The organism is Streptomyces sp. NPDC052682 (assembly GCF_040678435.1).
Lineage (GTDB): Bacteria > Actinomycetota > Actinomycetes > Streptomycetales > Streptomycetaceae > Streptomyces.
Genome location: NZ_JBFATS010000005.1, coordinates 1 through 15,903, shown reverse-complemented (window position 1 = coordinate 15,903; position 15,903 = coordinate 1). Strand labels below are relative to the sequence as shown.

The following is a 15,903-nucleotide window of genomic DNA, read 5'->3' as shown; positions in this document are numbered from 1 at the left end:
GGGGCCTCCCGTCCCGCAGGAGGAGGCCCCACCGTCGCCGCTTGTCACGTCACCAGCGCTTACTTCACCGGCGTGAAGTCCCGCGCCCCGATGAACTCGGGCCGCCGCACCGGCGCCGCGAAGGGCTCCACCGCCGCGTTCTCCACGCTGTTGAAGACGATGAACACGTTGCTGCGCGGGAACGGCGTGATGTTGTCCCCGGAGCCGTGCATGGCGTTGCAGTCGAACCAGGTCGCCGAACCGGCCTTGCCGGTGAACAGCTTGATGCCGTACTCGGAGGCGAGCTTGGTCAGCGCCTCGTCGGAGGGCGTGCCCGCGTCCTGCATCTGCAGCGACTTCTTGTAGTTGTCCTTCGGCGTGGCCCCCGCGCAGCCGAGGAACGTCTTGTGCGACCCCGGCATGATCATGAGCCCGCCGTTGGTGTCGTAGTTCTCGGTCAGCGCGATCGACACCGACACCGTGCGCATCCGCGGCAGTCCGTCCTCGGCGTGCCAGGTCTCGAAGTCCGAGTGCCAGTAGAAGCCGCTGGCGCCGAAGCCCGGCTTGACGTTGATCCGCGACTGGTGGACGTACACGTCCGAGCCGAGGATCTGCCGCGCCCGGCCGACGACCCGCTCGTCGCGCACCAGGTTCGCGAACACCTGGCTGATCTTGTGGACCTCGAAGACCGAGCGGATCTCCTTGGACTTCGGCTCCACGATGGACCGCTCGTCGGCACGGATCGCCGGGTCGGTCACCAGCCGGTCCAGCTCCTGCCGGTACACCTCCACCTCGTCCTCGGTGATCAGCTGGTCGATGGCGAGGAAGCCGTCACGCTCGAAGGCCTGCAGGTCGGCGGGCTCGAAGGGCCCGGGCGCGTCGGGCGCGCCCCACACCACCGGGTCCTGGCGCGGGATCAGCACCTCGCTGGTGCCTCGGCTGGGGTAGAGATCGGTGACGGTGGTCGTGGTGGTCGTGGTCACGATGAATCACACCTCCTCGGGTTCGGTGAGCAGCGGATAGACGCCGTTCTCGTCGTGGTCCTCCCGGCCGGTCACCGGCGGGTTGAACACGCACAGACAGCGGAAGTCCTCCTTGACCTTCAGCGTGTGCCTCTCGTGGCCGTCCAGGAGGTACATGGTGCCGGGCGTGATCGTGTAGCTCCGCCCGGTCTCGTGGTCGGTCAGTTCGGCCTCGCCCTCGACGCAGACCACGGCCTCGACGTGGTTGGCGTACCACATCGACGTCTCGGTTCCGGCGTACAGGATCGTCTCGTGCAGGGAGAAGCCGACCCGTTCGCGGGCCAGGACGATGCGTTTGCTCTCCCAGGTCCCGGACGCGGCTTTCACATGCCGGTCGGTGCCTTCGATGTCCTTGAAGGAGCGGACAATCACGGTGCTGCGATGCCTCCTAGGTGGTGGTGGTCGCGGGTGGGACGGTCAGGCCGTCTCGCGGACGGCGCGGGCCAGCGTGGTCAGGCCCTCCTCCAGCTCGTCCGGGGTGATGATCAGCGCGGGCAGGAGCTTGACGACCTCGCTCTCCGGGCCGGACGTCTCGATGAGCAGCCCGAGCTCGAAGGCGCGCCGGGCGACCCGCTCGGCCCGCGACTTGTCGTGGAACTCCATGCCCCACACCAGGCCCCGGCCCCGGTACTCCTTGACGTCGGCGAGGTTCTCCTCGGTAATGGAGATCAGTGCCTGCTCGACCTGCTCGCCGCGGGTACGGGTCTGCTTCTCCATCGCCGCGCCGTCGGTCCAGTACGCCTCCAGGGCCGCGGTCGCGGTGACGAAGGCGGGGTTGTTGCCGCGGAAGGTGCCGTTGTGCTCGCCCGGCTCCCACACGTCCAGCTCGGGCTTGAACAGGCACAGCGACATGGGCAGTCCGTAGCCGCTGATGGACTTGGAGACGGTGACGATGTCCGGCGTGATGCCCGCCTCCTCGAACGAGAAGAACGCCCCGGTGCGACCGCAGCCCATCTGGATGTCGTCGACGATCAGCAGCATGTCGCGCCGCTCGCACAGCTCGGCGAGCCGGCGCAGCCACTCGGCCCGGGCGACGTTGATGCCGCCCTCGCCCTGCACGGTCTCCACGATGACCGCGGCCGGACGGTTCAGGCCCGAGCCCTGGTCCTCCAGCAGCCGCTCGAACCACAGGAAGTCCGGCACCTGCCCGTCGAGGTAGTTGTCGAACGGCATCGGCGTGCCGTGCACCAGCGGGATGCCGGCCCCGGCCCGCTTGAAGGCGTTGCCGGTCACCGCCAGCGAGCCCAGGGACATGCCGTGGAAGGCGTTGGTGAAGGACACGATGGCCTCGCGGCCCTTGACCTTGCGCGCCAGCTTCAGCGCGGCCTCCACGGCGTTGGTGCCGGTCGGGCCCGGGAACATGACCTTGTACGGCAGGTCGCGCGGGCGCAGGAGGAGGTTCTGGAAGGTCTCCAGGAAGCGGCGCTTGGCGGTGGTCGACATGTCGAGGCCGTGCGTGACGCCGTCCCGCTCCAGGTAGTCGAGCAGCGCCCGTTTCAGGACCGGGTTGTTGTGGCCGTAGTTGAGGGAACCGGCGCCGGCGAAGAAGTCGAGGTACTCGTGGCCGTCCTCGTCGTACATGCGGCTGCCCAGCGCACGGTCGAAGACGGTGGGCCAGCCGCGGCAGTAGCTGCGCACCTCGGACTCGAGGGTCTCGAAGACGCTCAGGTCGGGCTGGGTGATGGTCACGACGAATCGCTCCTCGTTGCGTGGGGGGACGTGCTGGGGAAGTCGGGCGGGGTGAGGGGGGAGGGGAGTGGTGAGGCAGGGGAGTGGTGGGAGGGGAAGTCAGAGGGAGAGCGGGCCGATGCGGTACAGCACCTCGGTGTCGTGCGGCCCGTCGGGGAACAGGCCCGTGCCGAACAGCACCTCGCGCTCCAGCCGGGCGCCGCGCCGCTCGGCGAACGAGGTGAACAGGCGCTCGGAGGCGGTGTTGCCCGGGGTGATGGTGGTCTCCACGGTGGTCACCCCGCGCTCGGCGACGACCCGGGCGGCCAGGCCGTGCAGCAGCGCGGCGGCCAGGCCGCGCCCGCGGTAGGACTCGTCCACCGCCACCTGCCAGACGAGCAGGGTGTCCGGGCGGTCCGGCCGGACGTAGCCGGTGACGAAGCCGACGGGCGCGCCGTCCTCGTCGCGCGCCACGGCCGATGTGGCGGCGAAGTCACGGCACCACAGCAGATAGCTGTACGACGAGTTCAGGTCGAGGGTCTTCGAGTCCTTCGCTATCCGCCACAGCGCGGCCCCGTCCGCCACCGTCGGACGGTCGATTTGCAGGTCTGCTTGTGCGGCAGTCATGCAAAGCGAATTTACCGACGGCAATTGAAAAATGCATCGCCGGATGGGGTTACGTACGGGCCTGGTGTGTGTTATCGCGCGGGCGCGAAGGTCGGCAGCCGAGCTGGAGAAATGCACCGGTTTGCCCGGACATTACCGGATGAAACGGGCGTCATGTGGAACGCGTCACAACCGTGTAACCCTCACGAGATCTGCCCGAATCACGCCTCTCGGCGTTCGCAGAATCTTTGCGTTTAGGTTCGTGAAGAGCGGGCAGAAGGATACGGGAAGCTACTCAAGTAAAGGCGCGCAAAAAATCGGCAGAACAATGCGGAGAGCAATGCGGAGTAATGCAGAGTAATTCCGGTAATGGCGTGGAATTCAGGCTCCGGTCACTCCGTCGATACGCTCGCGCAGCAGGTCGGCGTGACCGTTGTGCCGGGCGTACTCCTCGATCATGTGCACGAACACCCAGCGCAGGCTGACCTCCGCCCCGGCCATCGGCCCGTCGGCGATGCGCCCGGTGTCCTCCAGCGACCGTCCGGCGCACACCTCCCGCCCCCGCTCGATCTCCCGCCGCCAGATCGCGAGCGCCTCGTCGAGGCCCCGGGCGGGATCCAGCCCGTACCCGGTCGGATCGTCGAACACCGGCGGTACGTCCAGCCCGCCCGCCACCCGCTGGAACCAGTTGCGCTCGACCTCGGCGAGGTGCTGCACCAGCCCGAGCAGCGTCAGCCCCGACGGCTCGACGGAGGCACGCCGCACCTGCGCGTCGTCCAGCCCGGCGCACTTCAGCTCCAGCGTGGCGCGATGGAAGGCGAGCCAGCTCTCCAGCATGGCCCGCTCCTCGCCGGTCATCAGGGGAACGGGGCGGCCGTCAGGCAGAGCCGCGGGTGGGAGAGCGGTCATACCGGGAGCATGGCATGCGTCACCCGCCGGCCGCGCGGCTGTGCGCCGAGAACGGGCAGGGGCCGGGGAACCGACGGAACCGGCCGGGAACGGCCGACGGCTACCGCCAGGCCTCCTCCGCCGCCTTCAGGGCCCCCGCCACATCCACGTCGAGCCCCTGCTCGGCCAGCGCGGTGCCCAGCGCCGACAGGCTCGCGCGGACCGCGCCCGGCGTGGCGTCGGCGCCGTAGTGGTTGACCCGGATCATCTCCTTGGCCAGCGCGCCCCCGCCCGCGGCCAGCGGCGCCGCCGGGTCGGCCCGCCGTGCCCGGGCCACCAGCTCGGCGGCCACCACACCCGAGGGCGCCCGCAGCGTCGTGGCGACCGGTGCCGCCTCCGCCGCCTCGTCCACGTACGGCTCCAGGCCCCCGCCGAGCGCCACCGCCCCCGCCCGGGTGGCCGCGGCGGCCGCCGCGTGCCGTGCCATCACGGTCGGCAGCCCCTCGGTCTCGATCCGCTCGACACACGCCTCCAGCGCCAGCATCTCCAGCTGCGCCGGAGCGTGCGGCAGCACCCTGCGGCCGCCGTCGATCCAGCGTTCCTTCCAGTCCAGCAGGGACAGGTAGGACCGTCGCGGCGCCCGCGGGTTGGCCGCCATCCGCTGCCAGGCCCGCTCGCTCACCGACACCGCCGACACCCCGGCCGGACCGCCCATCGCCTTCTGCGCGCCGATCACGCACAGGTCCACACCCCACGCGTCCGGCAGCACGGGCTCCGCGCCGACCGACGCCACCGCGTCCAGGTAGAACAGGGCGCCGTGCGCCCGCACCACCTCGCCGATCTCCGCGACCGGGTTGGTGTTGCCGGTCGCGGCCTCCGCGTGCACCAGCGACACCAGGTCGATCTCCGGGTGCGCGGCGAACGCCTCCCGGATCTGCTCGGCCTTCACCGCCGTGTGGAAGGGCACCGCCAGGTCGATCACCGTGGCGCCGCAGTCCCGCAGCCAGTCGCCGAAGGTCTGCCCGTACGGCCCGGTGATCACGTTCAGCGCGGTCGTCCCCGGGCCGGCCGTGCCGCGCAGGGCGCCCTCCAGCGGCAGCAGCGCCTCACCCTGCATGATCACGACGTCCTGCTCGGTGCGCAGCAGCCGCGCCACACGGTCCTCGATCGATGCGAAGCGCGGGGCGCTCAGGGGGGCGAGGTCGAGGAAGGGGTGGGTCACGGCGGTGCTCTGCTCTCTCGTCGTCGTGCGCGGGCGGGGACGCAGTCGAGGGTAACCGGCGGCCGTGACACACCCGTTGCCGGAACTGTGGCTTCCGGCACAGCGGCGCCGGCCACCGGGTGCTGGACTCCCCGGATGCTGCCGCTCCTGCTGGTCATGCTGATCGCCGTCGTCGCCGCCGTCGCCCTCGCGGGCCACGGCTGCCAGACCCTCTCCCGCCACGGCCCGGGGCGCGGTGACCCCGCTCCGGCGCTGCGCGCCCTCGCCGGGCTCACCGGCGCGGCGGCCCTGCTGCTGTACGCCTGGGGCGCCCTGGCGGTGGCCGGCGCGGTGCTGGAGGCGGAGGACGGCGGCACGTCCTCGGCGCCGCTGGGTGCCTGCGCCCACACCGCCGAGCCCGTGGTCGGCTACTCGGTCGCGTACGTGCCCCTGCGCTTCGTCTGCGAGACCGCCGGCGCCCGGCAGGACGTGGTCAGCGACACCGTCCCCGGCTACGTCAACCCCGGTGTGGCGGCCCTCGGCGGCACCGCCGCCGGGTGCGCCGTCGCGGCCGGCTTCGCGGGGGAACGGCGGGTCCGTTCCCGGTCGCGGGCGGGCGACGGGCCGCCTCCGGGCACCGTCTAAGGTGCGGTTCATGAGCGAACGCGCGGTGCTGCACGTGAAGGGACGGGTGCTCGTCGGCCCCGAGGACGTCCGTGACGAGCTGTGGGTGATCGACGGCCGGATCTCGTACGACCGTCCCGCCGGCGCCCGCGATGTCCGCACGGTCGAGGGCTGGGTCCTGCCCGGCCTCGTCGACGCGCACTGCCACGTCGGTCTCGACCAGCACGGCGCGGTCCCCCAGGACGTCGCCGAGAAGCAGGCGCTGACTGACCGGGACGCGGGCACCCTGCTGATCCGCGACGCGGGCTCGCCCTCCGACACCCGCTGGATCGACGACCGCGACGACCTCCCGAAGATCATCCGGGCCGGTCGGCACATCGCCCGCACCCGCCGTTACATCCGCAACTACGCCTGGGAGATCGAGCCGGAGGAACTGGTGGCCTACGTCGCCCAGGAGGCCCGGCGTGGCGACGGCTGGGTCAAGCTGGTCGGCGACTGGATCGACCGGGACCTCGGCGATCTGTCGGCCTGCTGGCCGCGCGAGGCGGTCGAGGCGGCCATCGCCGAAGCCCACCGCCTGGGCGCGCGGGTCACCGCCCACTGCTTCGCCGAGGACTCGCTGCGCGACCTGGTCGAGTCGGGCATCGACTGCATCGAGCACGCCACGGGTCTCACCGACGAGCTGATCCCCCTGTTCGCCTCGCGCGGCGTCGCGATCGTGCCGACCCTGGTCAACATCGCGACCTTCCCGCGGCTCGCCGACGGCGGCGCGTCCAAGTTCCCCCGCTGGGCGGCCCACATGCGCCGGCTGCACGCCCGCCGCTACGACACCGTCCGCAACGCCTACGACGCCGGCATCCCCGTCTACGTCGGCACCGACGCGGGCGGCACCCTCCCGCACGGCCTGGCCGCGGCCGAGGTCGCGGAACTGGTCACCGCGGGCATCCCGCCCGTCCACGCCCTGTCGGCGACCACCTGGTCGGCCCGCACCTGGCTCGGCCGCCCAGGCCTGGACGAGGGCGCACCGGCGGACCTGGTGGTGTACGAGGAGGATCCGCGGGCGGACGTACGGGTGCTGGGGGCACCTCGGCGGGTGGTGCTGAACGGGTGGGTGGCCGGTTAGGCGTGGTTCGGCGGGAGACCTGAGCGGGGTGCGGGGGCGGTCCCTGTCAGCCCCCGCAAGGGCCCGGGGCGGAGCCCACCGCCTCCTCCAACGCCCGCAGGAACGCCTCCACCGTCCCCCGGTCCCGTACAGCCAGCCGCAGCCACTCCTCCCCGAGCCCGGGAAACGTGTCCCCGCGCCGCACGGCGAAGCCCAGCTCCCGCAGCCGCCGCCGTACCCCGGCCGCCCCCGGCAACCGCACCAGCACGAACGGCCCCTGCGCCGGTTCCACCACCCGCAACCCGGCCGAGGCGAACCGGGACAGCCCGGCCAGCAGGTGGGCCCGCTCCGCCGCGACCCGGTGCGCCGCATGGGCCGCCTCCGCCAGCGCCCGCGGCCCGACACACGCCTCGGCCGCCGCCAGCGCCGGCGTCGACACCGGCCACAGCGGCTGCGCCCGCTCCAGCTCCGCGACGACCTCCGGCGCGGCCAGTACGTACCCGATCCGCAGCCCGGCCAGCCCCCACGTCTTGGTCAGGCTCCGCAGGACCACCAGCCCGGGCACGTCCACCCGCCCGGCCAGCGCCTCCCGTTCCCCGGGCACGGCGTCCATGAAGGCCTCGTCCACCACCAGCACCCGCCCCGGACGAGCGAGCCCGGCCACGGCCTCGGCCGGATGCAGCACCGAGGTGGGGTTCGTCGGGTTGCCGATCACCACCAGGTCCGCGTCCTCGGGGACGGCCGCCGGGTCCAGCCGGAAGCCGTCCTCCTCGCGCAGCAGCACCCGGTCCACCGTGTGCCCGGCGTCCCGCAGCGCCGCCTCCGGCTCGGTGAACTGCGGGTGCACCACCACCGGCCGCCGTACCTTCAGCGCCCGCGCCAGCAGCACGAACGCCTCCGCGGCTCCCGCCGTCAGCAGTACCCGCTCCACCGGCAGCCCGTGCCGCGCCGCGACCGCCGCCCGCGCGGCCCGCCCGTCCGGGTAGGCGGCCAGGCCGTCCAGCGACCGGGCGATCACCTCCCGCAGCCACGCCGGAGGCGTGTCGGCCCGCACGTTCACCGCCAGGTCGACCAGCGCGGACCCGTCGTCGCGGACCTCCGCGTCCCCGTGGTGCCGCAGGTCCGGCCCGGCCTGTCCCGCCCCGCCCGGGTGCTCAGTGCGCATGGGAGTGCGAGCCATGGTGGTGATGCCCGTGACCGTGCCCGTGGTGGTGGCCGTCGTCGTCGGGGTGGAAGTGCGGCTGCTGCGGCATGCCCACCTTGTCCTCGAACCCGGGCAGCGCGATGCGGTACACGCACGAGTCGCAGTTCATCCGCAGATCGCCCTTGAGGGCCTCCTCGTACCGCTCCATCACCAGGTCCAGCAGCTCCGGCTCCGGCCCGATGACGTCCGCCGACCGCACCTCGACCTCCGGGTGCGCGGCCGCCCAGACCTCGGTCTGCTGCCGCACCCGGTCCGGCAGGATCCCGGTGAACAGGAAGTAGGGGAGCACGACGATCCGCCGGGCTCCCAGCCGCGCGCACCGGTCCAGCCCGCTCGGCACGTCCGGCGCCGCCAGCGACACGAACGCCGTCTCCACGCCCGCGTACCCGCGCCCCTCCCACAGCAGCCGTGCCGCCTTGAACACCTCGGCGTTGGCGTCCGGGTCCGTCGACCCGCGCCCCACCAGCAGCACGGTCACGTCCGACCGGTCCCCGGGGGCACTGCCCGCGCCGCCGCCGAGGGCCTCCTCCAGCCGCCGCTCCAGCACGCTCAGCAGCGCCGGGTGCGGGCCGAGCGGACGGCCGTAGGTGTAGGAGATGCCGGGGTGGCGTTCCTTCTCGCGGGCCAGGGCCGCCGGGATGTCGCCCTTGGCGTGCCCGGCGGACACCAGCATCAGCGGTACGGCGGCGAACCGCCGTACGCCCCGCTCGACCAGTTCGGTGACGGCCTCGCCGAGCGGCGGCGGGGACAGCTCGATGAAGCCGCCGGCGACGGGCAGGTGGGGGTTGCGGCGCCCGAGTTCCCGCACGAAGTCGCGGAACGCCTCGGCGCCGGCGTCGTCCCGGGTGCCGTGTCCGGCGATGAGCAGGGCGGGCGGGGTGGTCACAGGTTCTCCTCGGTCGCAGACGACGTGGGGTGGTACAGCAGGGCGTTGAGCGCGGCGGCGGCGACGGCCGAGCCGCCCTTCTCGGACACGTTGCTCACGGCGGGCAGTCCGCTCTCGCGCAGCGCGGCCTTGGACTCGGCCGCGCCGACGAACCCGACGGGCAGCCCGATGACCAGCGCGGGGGAGGCGTCCAGGGTCAGCAGCTCCTCCAGGGCGGTCGGCGCACAGCCGATCACCCACAGCGCGCCCGGCCCGACCTGCTCGTACGCCAGCCGCATCGCGTGCGCCGACCGCGTCAGCCCGGGACCGGACCCGGCGTCCCTCAGACGGCAGACGGTCTCGCGGCGGGTGATCCCGGCGGCCACCATCTCCACGTCCACCACGACCGGTGCCCCGGCGTGCAGCGCCGCGTGCGCCGTCACGAGGTCGTCCTCGTCCATGACGAGGTCGTCGGCGTACGCCAGGTCCGCGGAGGAGTGGATGACCCGTTCCACCACGGCCCGGGTCAGCGGCGGGAAGTGCGAGGTGTCCAGCCGGGCGCGCAGCCGCCGGAAGGACTCCTGTTCGATGGGGTGGACGACACGGTTCACTTCGGCTCCTCCTGCCAGCGGTAGCCGCGCGGGGTCACCATGCGGCCCGCGATCGTGCGGGTCGCGGTGTTGCCCACGGTCACGACCGTCATCATGTCGACCGTCGCCGGGTCGAGCGCGGCCAGGGTCGTCACCCGGCTCGACTCGTCGGGCCGGGACGCGTTGCGTACGACACCGACCGGCGTGGCCGGCTCCCGGTGCCCGGCGAGGATGGCGAGGGCCTTGGGCAGCTGCCAGTCGCGGCCCCGGCTGCGCGGGTTGTAGAACGTCACGACCAGGTCGGCCTCGGCCGCCGCCCGCACCCGCCGCTCGATGACCTCCCACGGCGTGTGCAGGTCGGACAGGCTGATCGACACGTGGTCGTGGCCGAGCGGCGCGCCCAGGATCGCCCCGGCCGCGAGGGCCGCGGTGACACCGGGCACGCCGACCACGTCGATGTCGTCGGAGGCCTCCGCCAGCGCGGGGGAGGCCATGGCGTACACCCCGGCGTCGCCGCTGCCGATCAGCGCGACGGCGTGCCCGCGCCGGGCCTCCTCGACCGCCGTGCGGGCCCGCTCCTCCTCCGCGCCCAGCCCCGACTCCAGCACGCGCGTGCCGGGCCGCAGCAGGTCGCGGATCTGGTCGACGTACTGGTCGAGGCCGACGAGCACCGAGGCCCGCCGCAGCTCCGCCGTCGCACGGGGCGTCAGCAGGTCCCGCGCGCCCGGCCCGAGCCCGACCACCGCGAGCCGCCCGCGCCCGGGCCGCCGTACCACGGCACAGGTCGCCATGGCCGACTTCCGCTTGGGCACGAGGAGTTCGCCGCCGCGCAGCAAAGCGGCGGCCTCGGCGACGGAGGGCGTGCCGACGGCGGCGAGCGGCGCGTCGGACGGGTTGGGCACCTCGACCCGCGCCAGCTCCTCGGCCGGGTACGTCACCAGGGGCACCCCCAGCCGCTCGGCCGCCGCCAGCAGGCCGGGCTCCTCCGCCTTGGCGTCGACGGTGGCGAGTTCGGCCACCGAGGCGGCCGACAGCCCGGCGTCGCGCAGGGCGCCCTCGACGAGTTCCAGCACCTCCTCGGCGGGAGCGCCCCGGGAGGCGCCCACGCCCACCACCAGGGACGGCGGGCGCAGCAGCACCTCGCGCTCGGCGCCTTCCGCCAGCCGGTCCGTCACCCGGATCACATGAGCGCCCTGGCCGGCGACCGGCAGCGGCGGCAGCGGCCAGCTCACCTCGGCGCGCAGCGCCACCGGTTCGCCGTCCAGCAGGGCCCGCGTGACACCGGCGACGTCCCCTTCGACAGGGAAGCCGAGCGTGTCCAGCCCGGGCAGCCCGGCCGCGTCCGTCGCCGTCGTCACGACGGGCTCGGCGCCCAGCACCTCGCCGACCTCACGGGCCAGGTCGTTGGCGCCGCCCGCGTGCCCGCCGAGCAGGGACACGGCGTACCGCCCGGCCTCGTCGACGCACACCACGCCCGGGTCGGAGGTCTTGCCCTCCAGCAGCGGGGCCACCAGCCGCACCACGGCCCCCGTGGCCAGGAAGCACACGAGCTGCTCGCACTGGGCGAACGCGGTCCGTACGGCGTCCCCGACGGGACCGTCGTACACGCGCGTGCGGTCCGGCCACGCCGCGGCCAGCCGGTCCCGCGCCGCCGCTCCCGCCGCGGTGGCGGAAATGAGGCCGATCACTGGGCAACTCCTTCACTACGCGCCGGGGACCTGACGCCCCACAGCAGGAACACGGGATTGGTCGCGGCGAGCCGGGTGACGTCCCCCGGCAGCGGGGCGAGCCGGGACGACTGCAGCAGCACCCCGTCGCAGTCGAGCCCGGCGCTCGTCAGCGCCGCCCGCGCGGCCGGCACCCGGTCCAGCGCGGCCAGGGCGACGACCACGCTCCGCCGGGCGCGCGCCGCGCACGCCGTGACGACGGCGGGCAGTTCACGCCCCCCGCCGCCGACGAACACGGCGTCGGGGTCGTCGAGGCCGGACAGCGCCTCCGGCGCCGCGCCGTGCACCACGTGGACGTCGACGCCGTGCACGCGCGCGTTGGCGCGGATCTGCTCGACGCCCTCCGCCGTCTTCTCCACGGCGGTGACCGCGGCGCCGAACCGGGCGCACTCGACGGCCACCGAGCCGGAGCCCGCGCCGACGTCCCACACCAGGTCACCCGGGCGCGGCCCGAGCCGGGCCAGGGCCAGCGCCCGCACCTCGAACTTGGTGATCATCGAGTCGCGGTGGGCGAACGCCGACTCCGGCAGCGCCCAACCGGCGGGCGCCGGATCCCCTCCCGCGACCGTCCGCACCGGGCCGAGCGCCCGCGTCTCGTCCAGGCACAGCACCACGCTCACCGCCGTGCCCCAGTCGCGGGCGGCGGCGTCGGCGGGGCTCACGCGCTCCACGCGCTCGTCCGGGGACCCGAGCGCGGACGCGACGACCAGGACCCGGTCGGACGACCGCAGCGCCGCGCCGAGTTCGGCGGGCCCGGCCCCCGGCCCGGTCAGCACCGCGACCTTGGGACGCGCCCGGCACAGGTGTACGGCGGTCCGCAGGTCCCGCCCGTGCGCGCTGACCACCACCGCGTCGTCCCAGGTCAGTCCGAGCCGCGCGAAGGCGGCGGCCACCGAGGACACCCCGGGGTGTACCTGGAGCCGCCCGGGCCCGAACCGCTCGGCCAGCACCCGCACGATCCCGAAGAACCCGGGGTCCCCGGAGGCCAGCACGACGACCCGCCGGTCCGCGCGGTCGTACGCCGCGATGGTGTCCAGGGCGGGTTCCAGCGGTCCGAGGACGACCCGCTCGGCCGTCTCCGGCAGCGGTACGGCGTCCAGGTGCCGCCGCCCGCCGACCACCAGCTCGGCCCGCGCGAGAAGATCATCGGCCGGCGGCGATCCCGTCCCCGCCCCCACGACGGTGATCATGTACCGGCCCCTCGCGAGCGCAGGGCCTTGCGGGCCTCGGGGTCGGCCTTGCGGTAGCCGTGGAAGTGACCGGGGTGGTAGAGGTGCGAGCGGGTGCCGTGCGCGTCGAGGGCGGGGCCGACCAGGAACAGGGTGTGCTTCCAGAGCTTGTGCTCCTTGACCGTCTCCTCCAGCGTGGCGATCGTGCACCGGACGATCAGCTCCTCCGGCCAGGTCGCCTGGTAGGCCACGACGACCGGGGTGTTGGTCGGGTAGCCGCCCTCCAGCAGTTCCCGCACGAGCTGCCCGCTGCGGGCGGCCGACAGGAAGATCGCCATGGTGGTGCCGTGCTTGGCGAACTCGCGGACCTCCTCCCCGGGCGGCATCGGCGTCTTGCCGCCACCGAGCCGGGTCAGCACCACGGACTGCGCGACCTCCGGGATCGTCAGCTCCCGCTGGGCGAGCGCGGCGACCGCGGAGAAGGACGAGACGCCCGGCACGATCTCCGTGGCGATGCCGATCTCCTGGCAGCGATCGAGCTGCTCCTGCGTGCCGCCCCACAGGGCCGGGTCGCCGGAGTGGATGCGGGCGACCCTCAGGCCCTCCCGGTGGGCCCGCTCGTACACCGCGACGACGTCCTCCAGCGGCATCGTCGCCGAGTCGAGGATCTCCGCGTCCTGACGCGCGTGCTGCAGGACCTCCTCCTGGACCAGGCTCGCGGCCCAGATCACGACGTCGGCCTCGGCGATGGCGCGCGCGGCACGGAACGTCAGCAGGTCGGCGGCGCCGGGGCCGGCACCGACGAAGGTCACCTTGCCGGTGGGGGCATCGGCCATGGGAATCGGTCCTCTCCTACAAGTACGGGGCGTAAGTCAGTGCGTGACGGGCTGTCGGACGTGCGCGACCGGGGGCCGATCCGATAGCAAGGGCGCATGGCGGTTCTCGTCGCGCTGGGCGCGTTCCTGATGACGCTGGCCGGCGGCTGGACGGCACAGCGCGTGACCGACCGCCGCCACCTGGTGCTGGGCCTGGCCGGCGGCCTGATGCTCGGCGTGGTGGGCCTGGACCTGCTGCCGGAGGCGCTTCAGGCGGCGGGCACGGAGATCCACGGCGTACCGGCCGCGCTGCTGCTGTTCGTCGCCGGATTCCTGCTGGCCCACTTGGTGGAACGGCTGCTGGCCCACCGGCAGGCCGCGCACGGCGCCGGGGAGACCGACGGCCGCACCCCCGAGGTGGGCCTGACGGCCGCCGCGGCGATGGTCGGCCACAGCGCGATGGACGGGGTGGCGATCGGCGCGGCGTTCCAGGTCGACGGGGGAATGGGCGCCGCGGTGGCGCTCGCGGTCATCGCCCACGACTTCGCGGACGGCTTCAACACCTACACGATCACCAGCGTCTACGGCAACGCCCGCCGCCGCGCGCTGCTGATGCTGTGCGCGGACGCGGCGGCGCCGGTGCTCGGCGCGGCCTCCACGGCGTTCGTCACCGTCCCCGAGCCCCTGCTCGGCGGCTATCTCGGCCTGTTCGGCGGGGCGCTGCTCTACCTGGCCGCCGCCGAGATCCTCCCCGAGGCGCACCACGAGCACCGCGCCCGCTCCACGCTGCTGTGCACGGTCGTGGGAGCGGCGTTCATCTGGCTCGTGGTCGGTCTGGGCGAGTGACGCGGACGGGTTCACAGCTTGCCGCCCCGCCCGCCGTCGCGCCGCGCCGGCGCGATCAGCGTCGACAGGTACGGCAGCGGACCGGCGTCGAGGTCGGCCGCCGGCCGGATGGACTCCTGAGGCAGCCCGAGCGCCGAACCCCACACGGCGTCGCCGAGCCGCCCGGTCTCCCGCAGCGCCTCGGCGACCTCCCGGGCCTGCCGCCCGAACTTGTAGGCGACGACGGTCCCGGGACCGGCCAGGGCGTCCTTGAGCACGGCGGACCCGGCCGTGACGGGCACCAGCGTGAGCGGCTCGGTGCCCTCGGTGAGCACGGCCCCGGACCGCGCCGCCAGGTCCTGCATGGCGGTGATGCCGGGCACGGTCTCCACCGCGGTCCCCGGCACCAGCTCGGCGACGGTCTGCGCGAGGTAGGTGAACGTCGAGTACACGTTGGGGTCGCCGATGGTGGCGAACGCGACGCTGCCGTGGGCGCGCAGCAGCTCGGCGACCCGCTCCCCGGCCGCGTCCCAGGCGGCCTCCCGCCGGGCCCGGTCGGTGCGCTCGTTCAGCGCGAACACCACCCGGACGACCTTCTCCGGCGGCACGTAGTGCAGCACGGTCGCCTCGGCCCGCCCCCGCTCGCCGGTGTCCATCACGGGCACGACGACGACCTCCGCCGCGCGCAGGGCGTTGACGCCCTTGACGGTCACCAGCTCCGGGTCCCCGGGCCCGACCCCGACTCCGATCAGCCTGCTGCTCATGACGTCCGGCACCTCTCCACGAACCGACGGGCGACACCGGGCTCGGACGCCCAGTGCGTGTGCAGATAACTCGCGTGCACACCGCGCTGTACGAAACCTTCGACCCGTCGCTCGGGCGCCCGCAGCCCCCAGGCGGGGTCCTGGCCCGCCCCCGGCTCGACGACGGTCCGGTGGAACTCGTGCCCCCGCATCCGCGTCCCGGCGCCCGCCAGCACGCTGTCGCTCACGGCGACGGCGTCCCGGTACCCGAGGGTGAGCCGCTCGGTCATCCGCGCACGCGCGTCGAGGACCCCGCACATCGGCTGCCCGTCCAGCTCCCGGCACAGGTACAGCAGCCCGGCACACTCGGCGGAGACCGGAGCACCACCGAGCGCCAGGTCGGCGACGGCCTTGCGCAGCGGCTCGTTGGCGGACAGCTCGGCCGCGTACACCTCCGGGAAGCCGCCCCCGATGACCAGGCCGCGGGTGCCGTCCGGCAGTCGCTCGTCGCGCAGCGGGTCGAAGGGCACGACCTCGGCGCCCGCGGCGGTGAGCAGCTCGGTGTGCTCGGCGTAGGAGAAGGTGAACGCGGGCCCACCGGCGACGGCGACCCGCGGAGCCGGCCGGTCCGGGCGGGCGCCGGGCGGGGCGACGGCCCCGGTGGCGCGGGACGCGGCCGACGGCCGGTCCGGGTGCGCGCCGGGCAGGGCGACGGCCTCGGTGGCGTAGGACGCGGATGACGGCCGGTCCGGGTGCGCGCCCTGCGTGGCGGCGGCTCCGGTGGCGTGGGACGCGGCCGACGGCCGGTCTGGGTGCGCATCGGGCGGGGCGGCGGCTCCGGTGGCGTGGGACGCGGCCGGGGCGACGGCCTGGGC

The 15,903-nt window shown here is 74.0% G+C and carries 16 protein-coding genes and 1 pseudogene; 3 read left to right on the top strand and 14 right to left on the bottom strand.

Features of this window, described 5'->3' with window-relative positions:
* Positions 1-59 precede the first annotated feature (59 nt).
* The 6 genes from thpD to AB0K80_RS08885 all read right to left on the bottom strand — a co-directional run bounded on the left by thpD (position 60) and on the right by AB0K80_RS08885 (position 5,385).
* Positions 60-962 carry an ectoine hydroxylase gene (gene thpD, locus AB0K80_RS08910; protein WP_365667339.1) on the bottom strand — a complete coding sequence of 301 codons (903 nt, stop codon included), beginning with the start codon at positions 960-962 and terminating at the stop codon, positions 60-62.
* Positions 963-968: 6 nt separating this feature from the next.
* Positions 969-1,373, bottom strand: a complete 405-nt coding sequence (locus tag AB0K80_RS08905; RefSeq protein ID WP_365667338.1) for an ectoine synthase — start codon at positions 1,371-1,373, stop codon at positions 969-971.
* Positions 1,374-1,418: 45 nt separating this feature from the next.
* Positions 1,419-2,690 (bottom strand): diaminobutyrate--2-oxoglutarate transaminase, encoded by a 1,272-nt coding sequence (gene ectB / locus AB0K80_RS08900; protein WP_365667336.1) that lies wholly within the window; start codon positions 2,688-2,690, stop codon positions 1,419-1,421.
* 99 nt (positions 2,691-2,789) lie between these two features.
* The gene (gene ectA / locus AB0K80_RS08895) at positions 2,790-3,296 is read right to left on the bottom strand and encodes a diaminobutyrate acetyltransferase (protein WP_365667334.1); all 507 of its coding nucleotides are present in this window, start codon (positions 3,294-3,296) and stop codon (positions 2,790-2,792) included.
* Positions 3,297-3,656: 360 nt separating this feature from the next.
* Complete coding sequence (locus tag AB0K80_RS08890; RefSeq protein WP_365667332.1) at positions 3,657-4,184, bottom strand: DinB family protein; 528 nt, start codon at positions 4,182-4,184, stop codon at positions 3,657-3,659.
* A gap of 100 nt (positions 4,185-4,284) precedes the next feature.
* Positions 4,285-5,385, bottom strand: a complete 1,101-nt coding sequence (locus AB0K80_RS08885; RefSeq protein ID WP_365667330.1) for an aminotransferase class V-fold PLP-dependent enzyme — start codon at positions 5,383-5,385, stop codon at positions 4,285-4,287.
* Positions 5,386-5,520: 135 nt separating this feature from the next.
* Between AB0K80_RS08885 and AB0K80_RS08880 the strand changes: the two genes are divergently transcribed.
* On the top strand, positions 5,521-6,009 hold the full coding sequence (locus AB0K80_RS08880; protein ID WP_365667328.1) for a hypothetical protein: 489 nt from the start codon (positions 5,521-5,523) through the stop codon (positions 6,007-6,009).
* A 10-nt stretch (positions 6,010-6,019) separates the two neighbouring features.
* Positions 6,020-7,111, top strand: coding sequence for an amidohydrolase family protein (locus AB0K80_RS08875; protein ID WP_365667326.1), 1,092 nt, complete (start codon positions 6,020-6,022; stop codon positions 7,109-7,111).
* A gap of 46 nt (positions 7,112-7,157) precedes the next feature.
* Here AB0K80_RS08875 and cobC read toward each other — a convergent pair whose 3' ends face one another.
* Genes cobC through cobM form a run of 6 tightly spaced genes read right to left on the bottom strand, consistent with a single transcriptional unit; the run spans position 7,158 to position 13,481 of the window.
* Positions 7,158-8,255 (bottom strand): Rv2231c family pyridoxal phosphate-dependent protein CobC, encoded by a 1,098-nt coding sequence (cobC, locus tag AB0K80_RS08870; RefSeq protein ID WP_365667324.1) that lies wholly within the window; start codon positions 8,253-8,255, stop codon positions 7,158-7,160.
* Positions 8,245-9,180 carry a sirohydrochlorin chelatase gene (locus AB0K80_RS08865; RefSeq protein WP_365667323.1) on the bottom strand — a complete coding sequence of 312 codons (936 nt, stop codon included), beginning with the start codon at positions 9,178-9,180 and terminating at the stop codon, positions 8,245-8,247. Before AB0K80_RS08865 ends, cobC begins: the two co-directional genes overlap by 11 nt.
* Positions 9,177-9,770, bottom strand: a complete 594-nt coding sequence (locus tag AB0K80_RS08860; protein ID WP_365667321.1) for a precorrin-8X methylmutase — start codon at positions 9,768-9,770, stop codon at positions 9,177-9,179. Before AB0K80_RS08860 ends, AB0K80_RS08865 begins: the two co-directional genes overlap by 4 nt.
* Positions 9,767-11,437: a precorrin-3B C(17)-methyltransferase gene (cobJ, locus tag AB0K80_RS08855; protein ID WP_365667320.1), complete on the bottom strand. Its 1,671-nt coding sequence runs from the start codon at positions 11,435-11,437 to the stop codon at positions 9,767-9,769. Before cobJ ends, AB0K80_RS08860 begins: the two co-directional genes overlap by 4 nt.
* Positions 11,434-12,666 (bottom strand): precorrin-6y C5,15-methyltransferase (decarboxylating) subunit CbiE, encoded by a 1,233-nt coding sequence (cbiE, locus tag AB0K80_RS08850; protein ID WP_365667319.1) that lies wholly within the window; start codon positions 12,664-12,666, stop codon positions 11,434-11,436. Before cbiE ends, cobJ begins: the two co-directional genes overlap by 4 nt.
* Positions 12,663-13,481, bottom strand: coding sequence for a precorrin-4 C(11)-methyltransferase (gene cobM, locus AB0K80_RS08845; protein ID WP_365667317.1), 819 nt, complete (start codon positions 13,479-13,481; stop codon positions 12,663-12,665). The genes cbiE and cobM overlap by 4 nt, the downstream gene beginning before the upstream one ends.
* Positions 13,482-13,577: 96 nt before the next feature.
* Here cobM and AB0K80_RS08840 point away from each other — a divergent pair, with 96 nt between their 5' ends.
* Positions 13,578-14,306, top strand: coding sequence for a ZIP family metal transporter (locus tag AB0K80_RS08840; RefSeq protein ID WP_365667315.1), 729 nt, complete (start codon positions 13,578-13,580; stop codon positions 14,304-14,306).
* A gap of 11 nt (positions 14,307-14,317) precedes the next feature.
* On the opposite strand, the gene cobI is transcribed toward AB0K80_RS08840, so the two are convergent.
* Both cobI and AB0K80_RS08830 read right to left on the bottom strand, forming a co-directional pair.
* Positions 14,318-15,049 carry a precorrin-2 C(20)-methyltransferase gene (cobI, locus tag AB0K80_RS08835; protein WP_365667314.1) on the bottom strand — a complete coding sequence of 244 codons (732 nt, stop codon included), beginning with the start codon at positions 15,047-15,049 and terminating at the stop codon, positions 14,318-14,320.
* Positions 15,046-15,903 (bottom strand): annotated as a pseudogene (locus AB0K80_RS08830) (cobyrinic acid a,c-diamide synthase); the annotation flags it as partial. The pseudogene AB0K80_RS08830 and the gene cobI, both read right to left, overlap by 4 nt.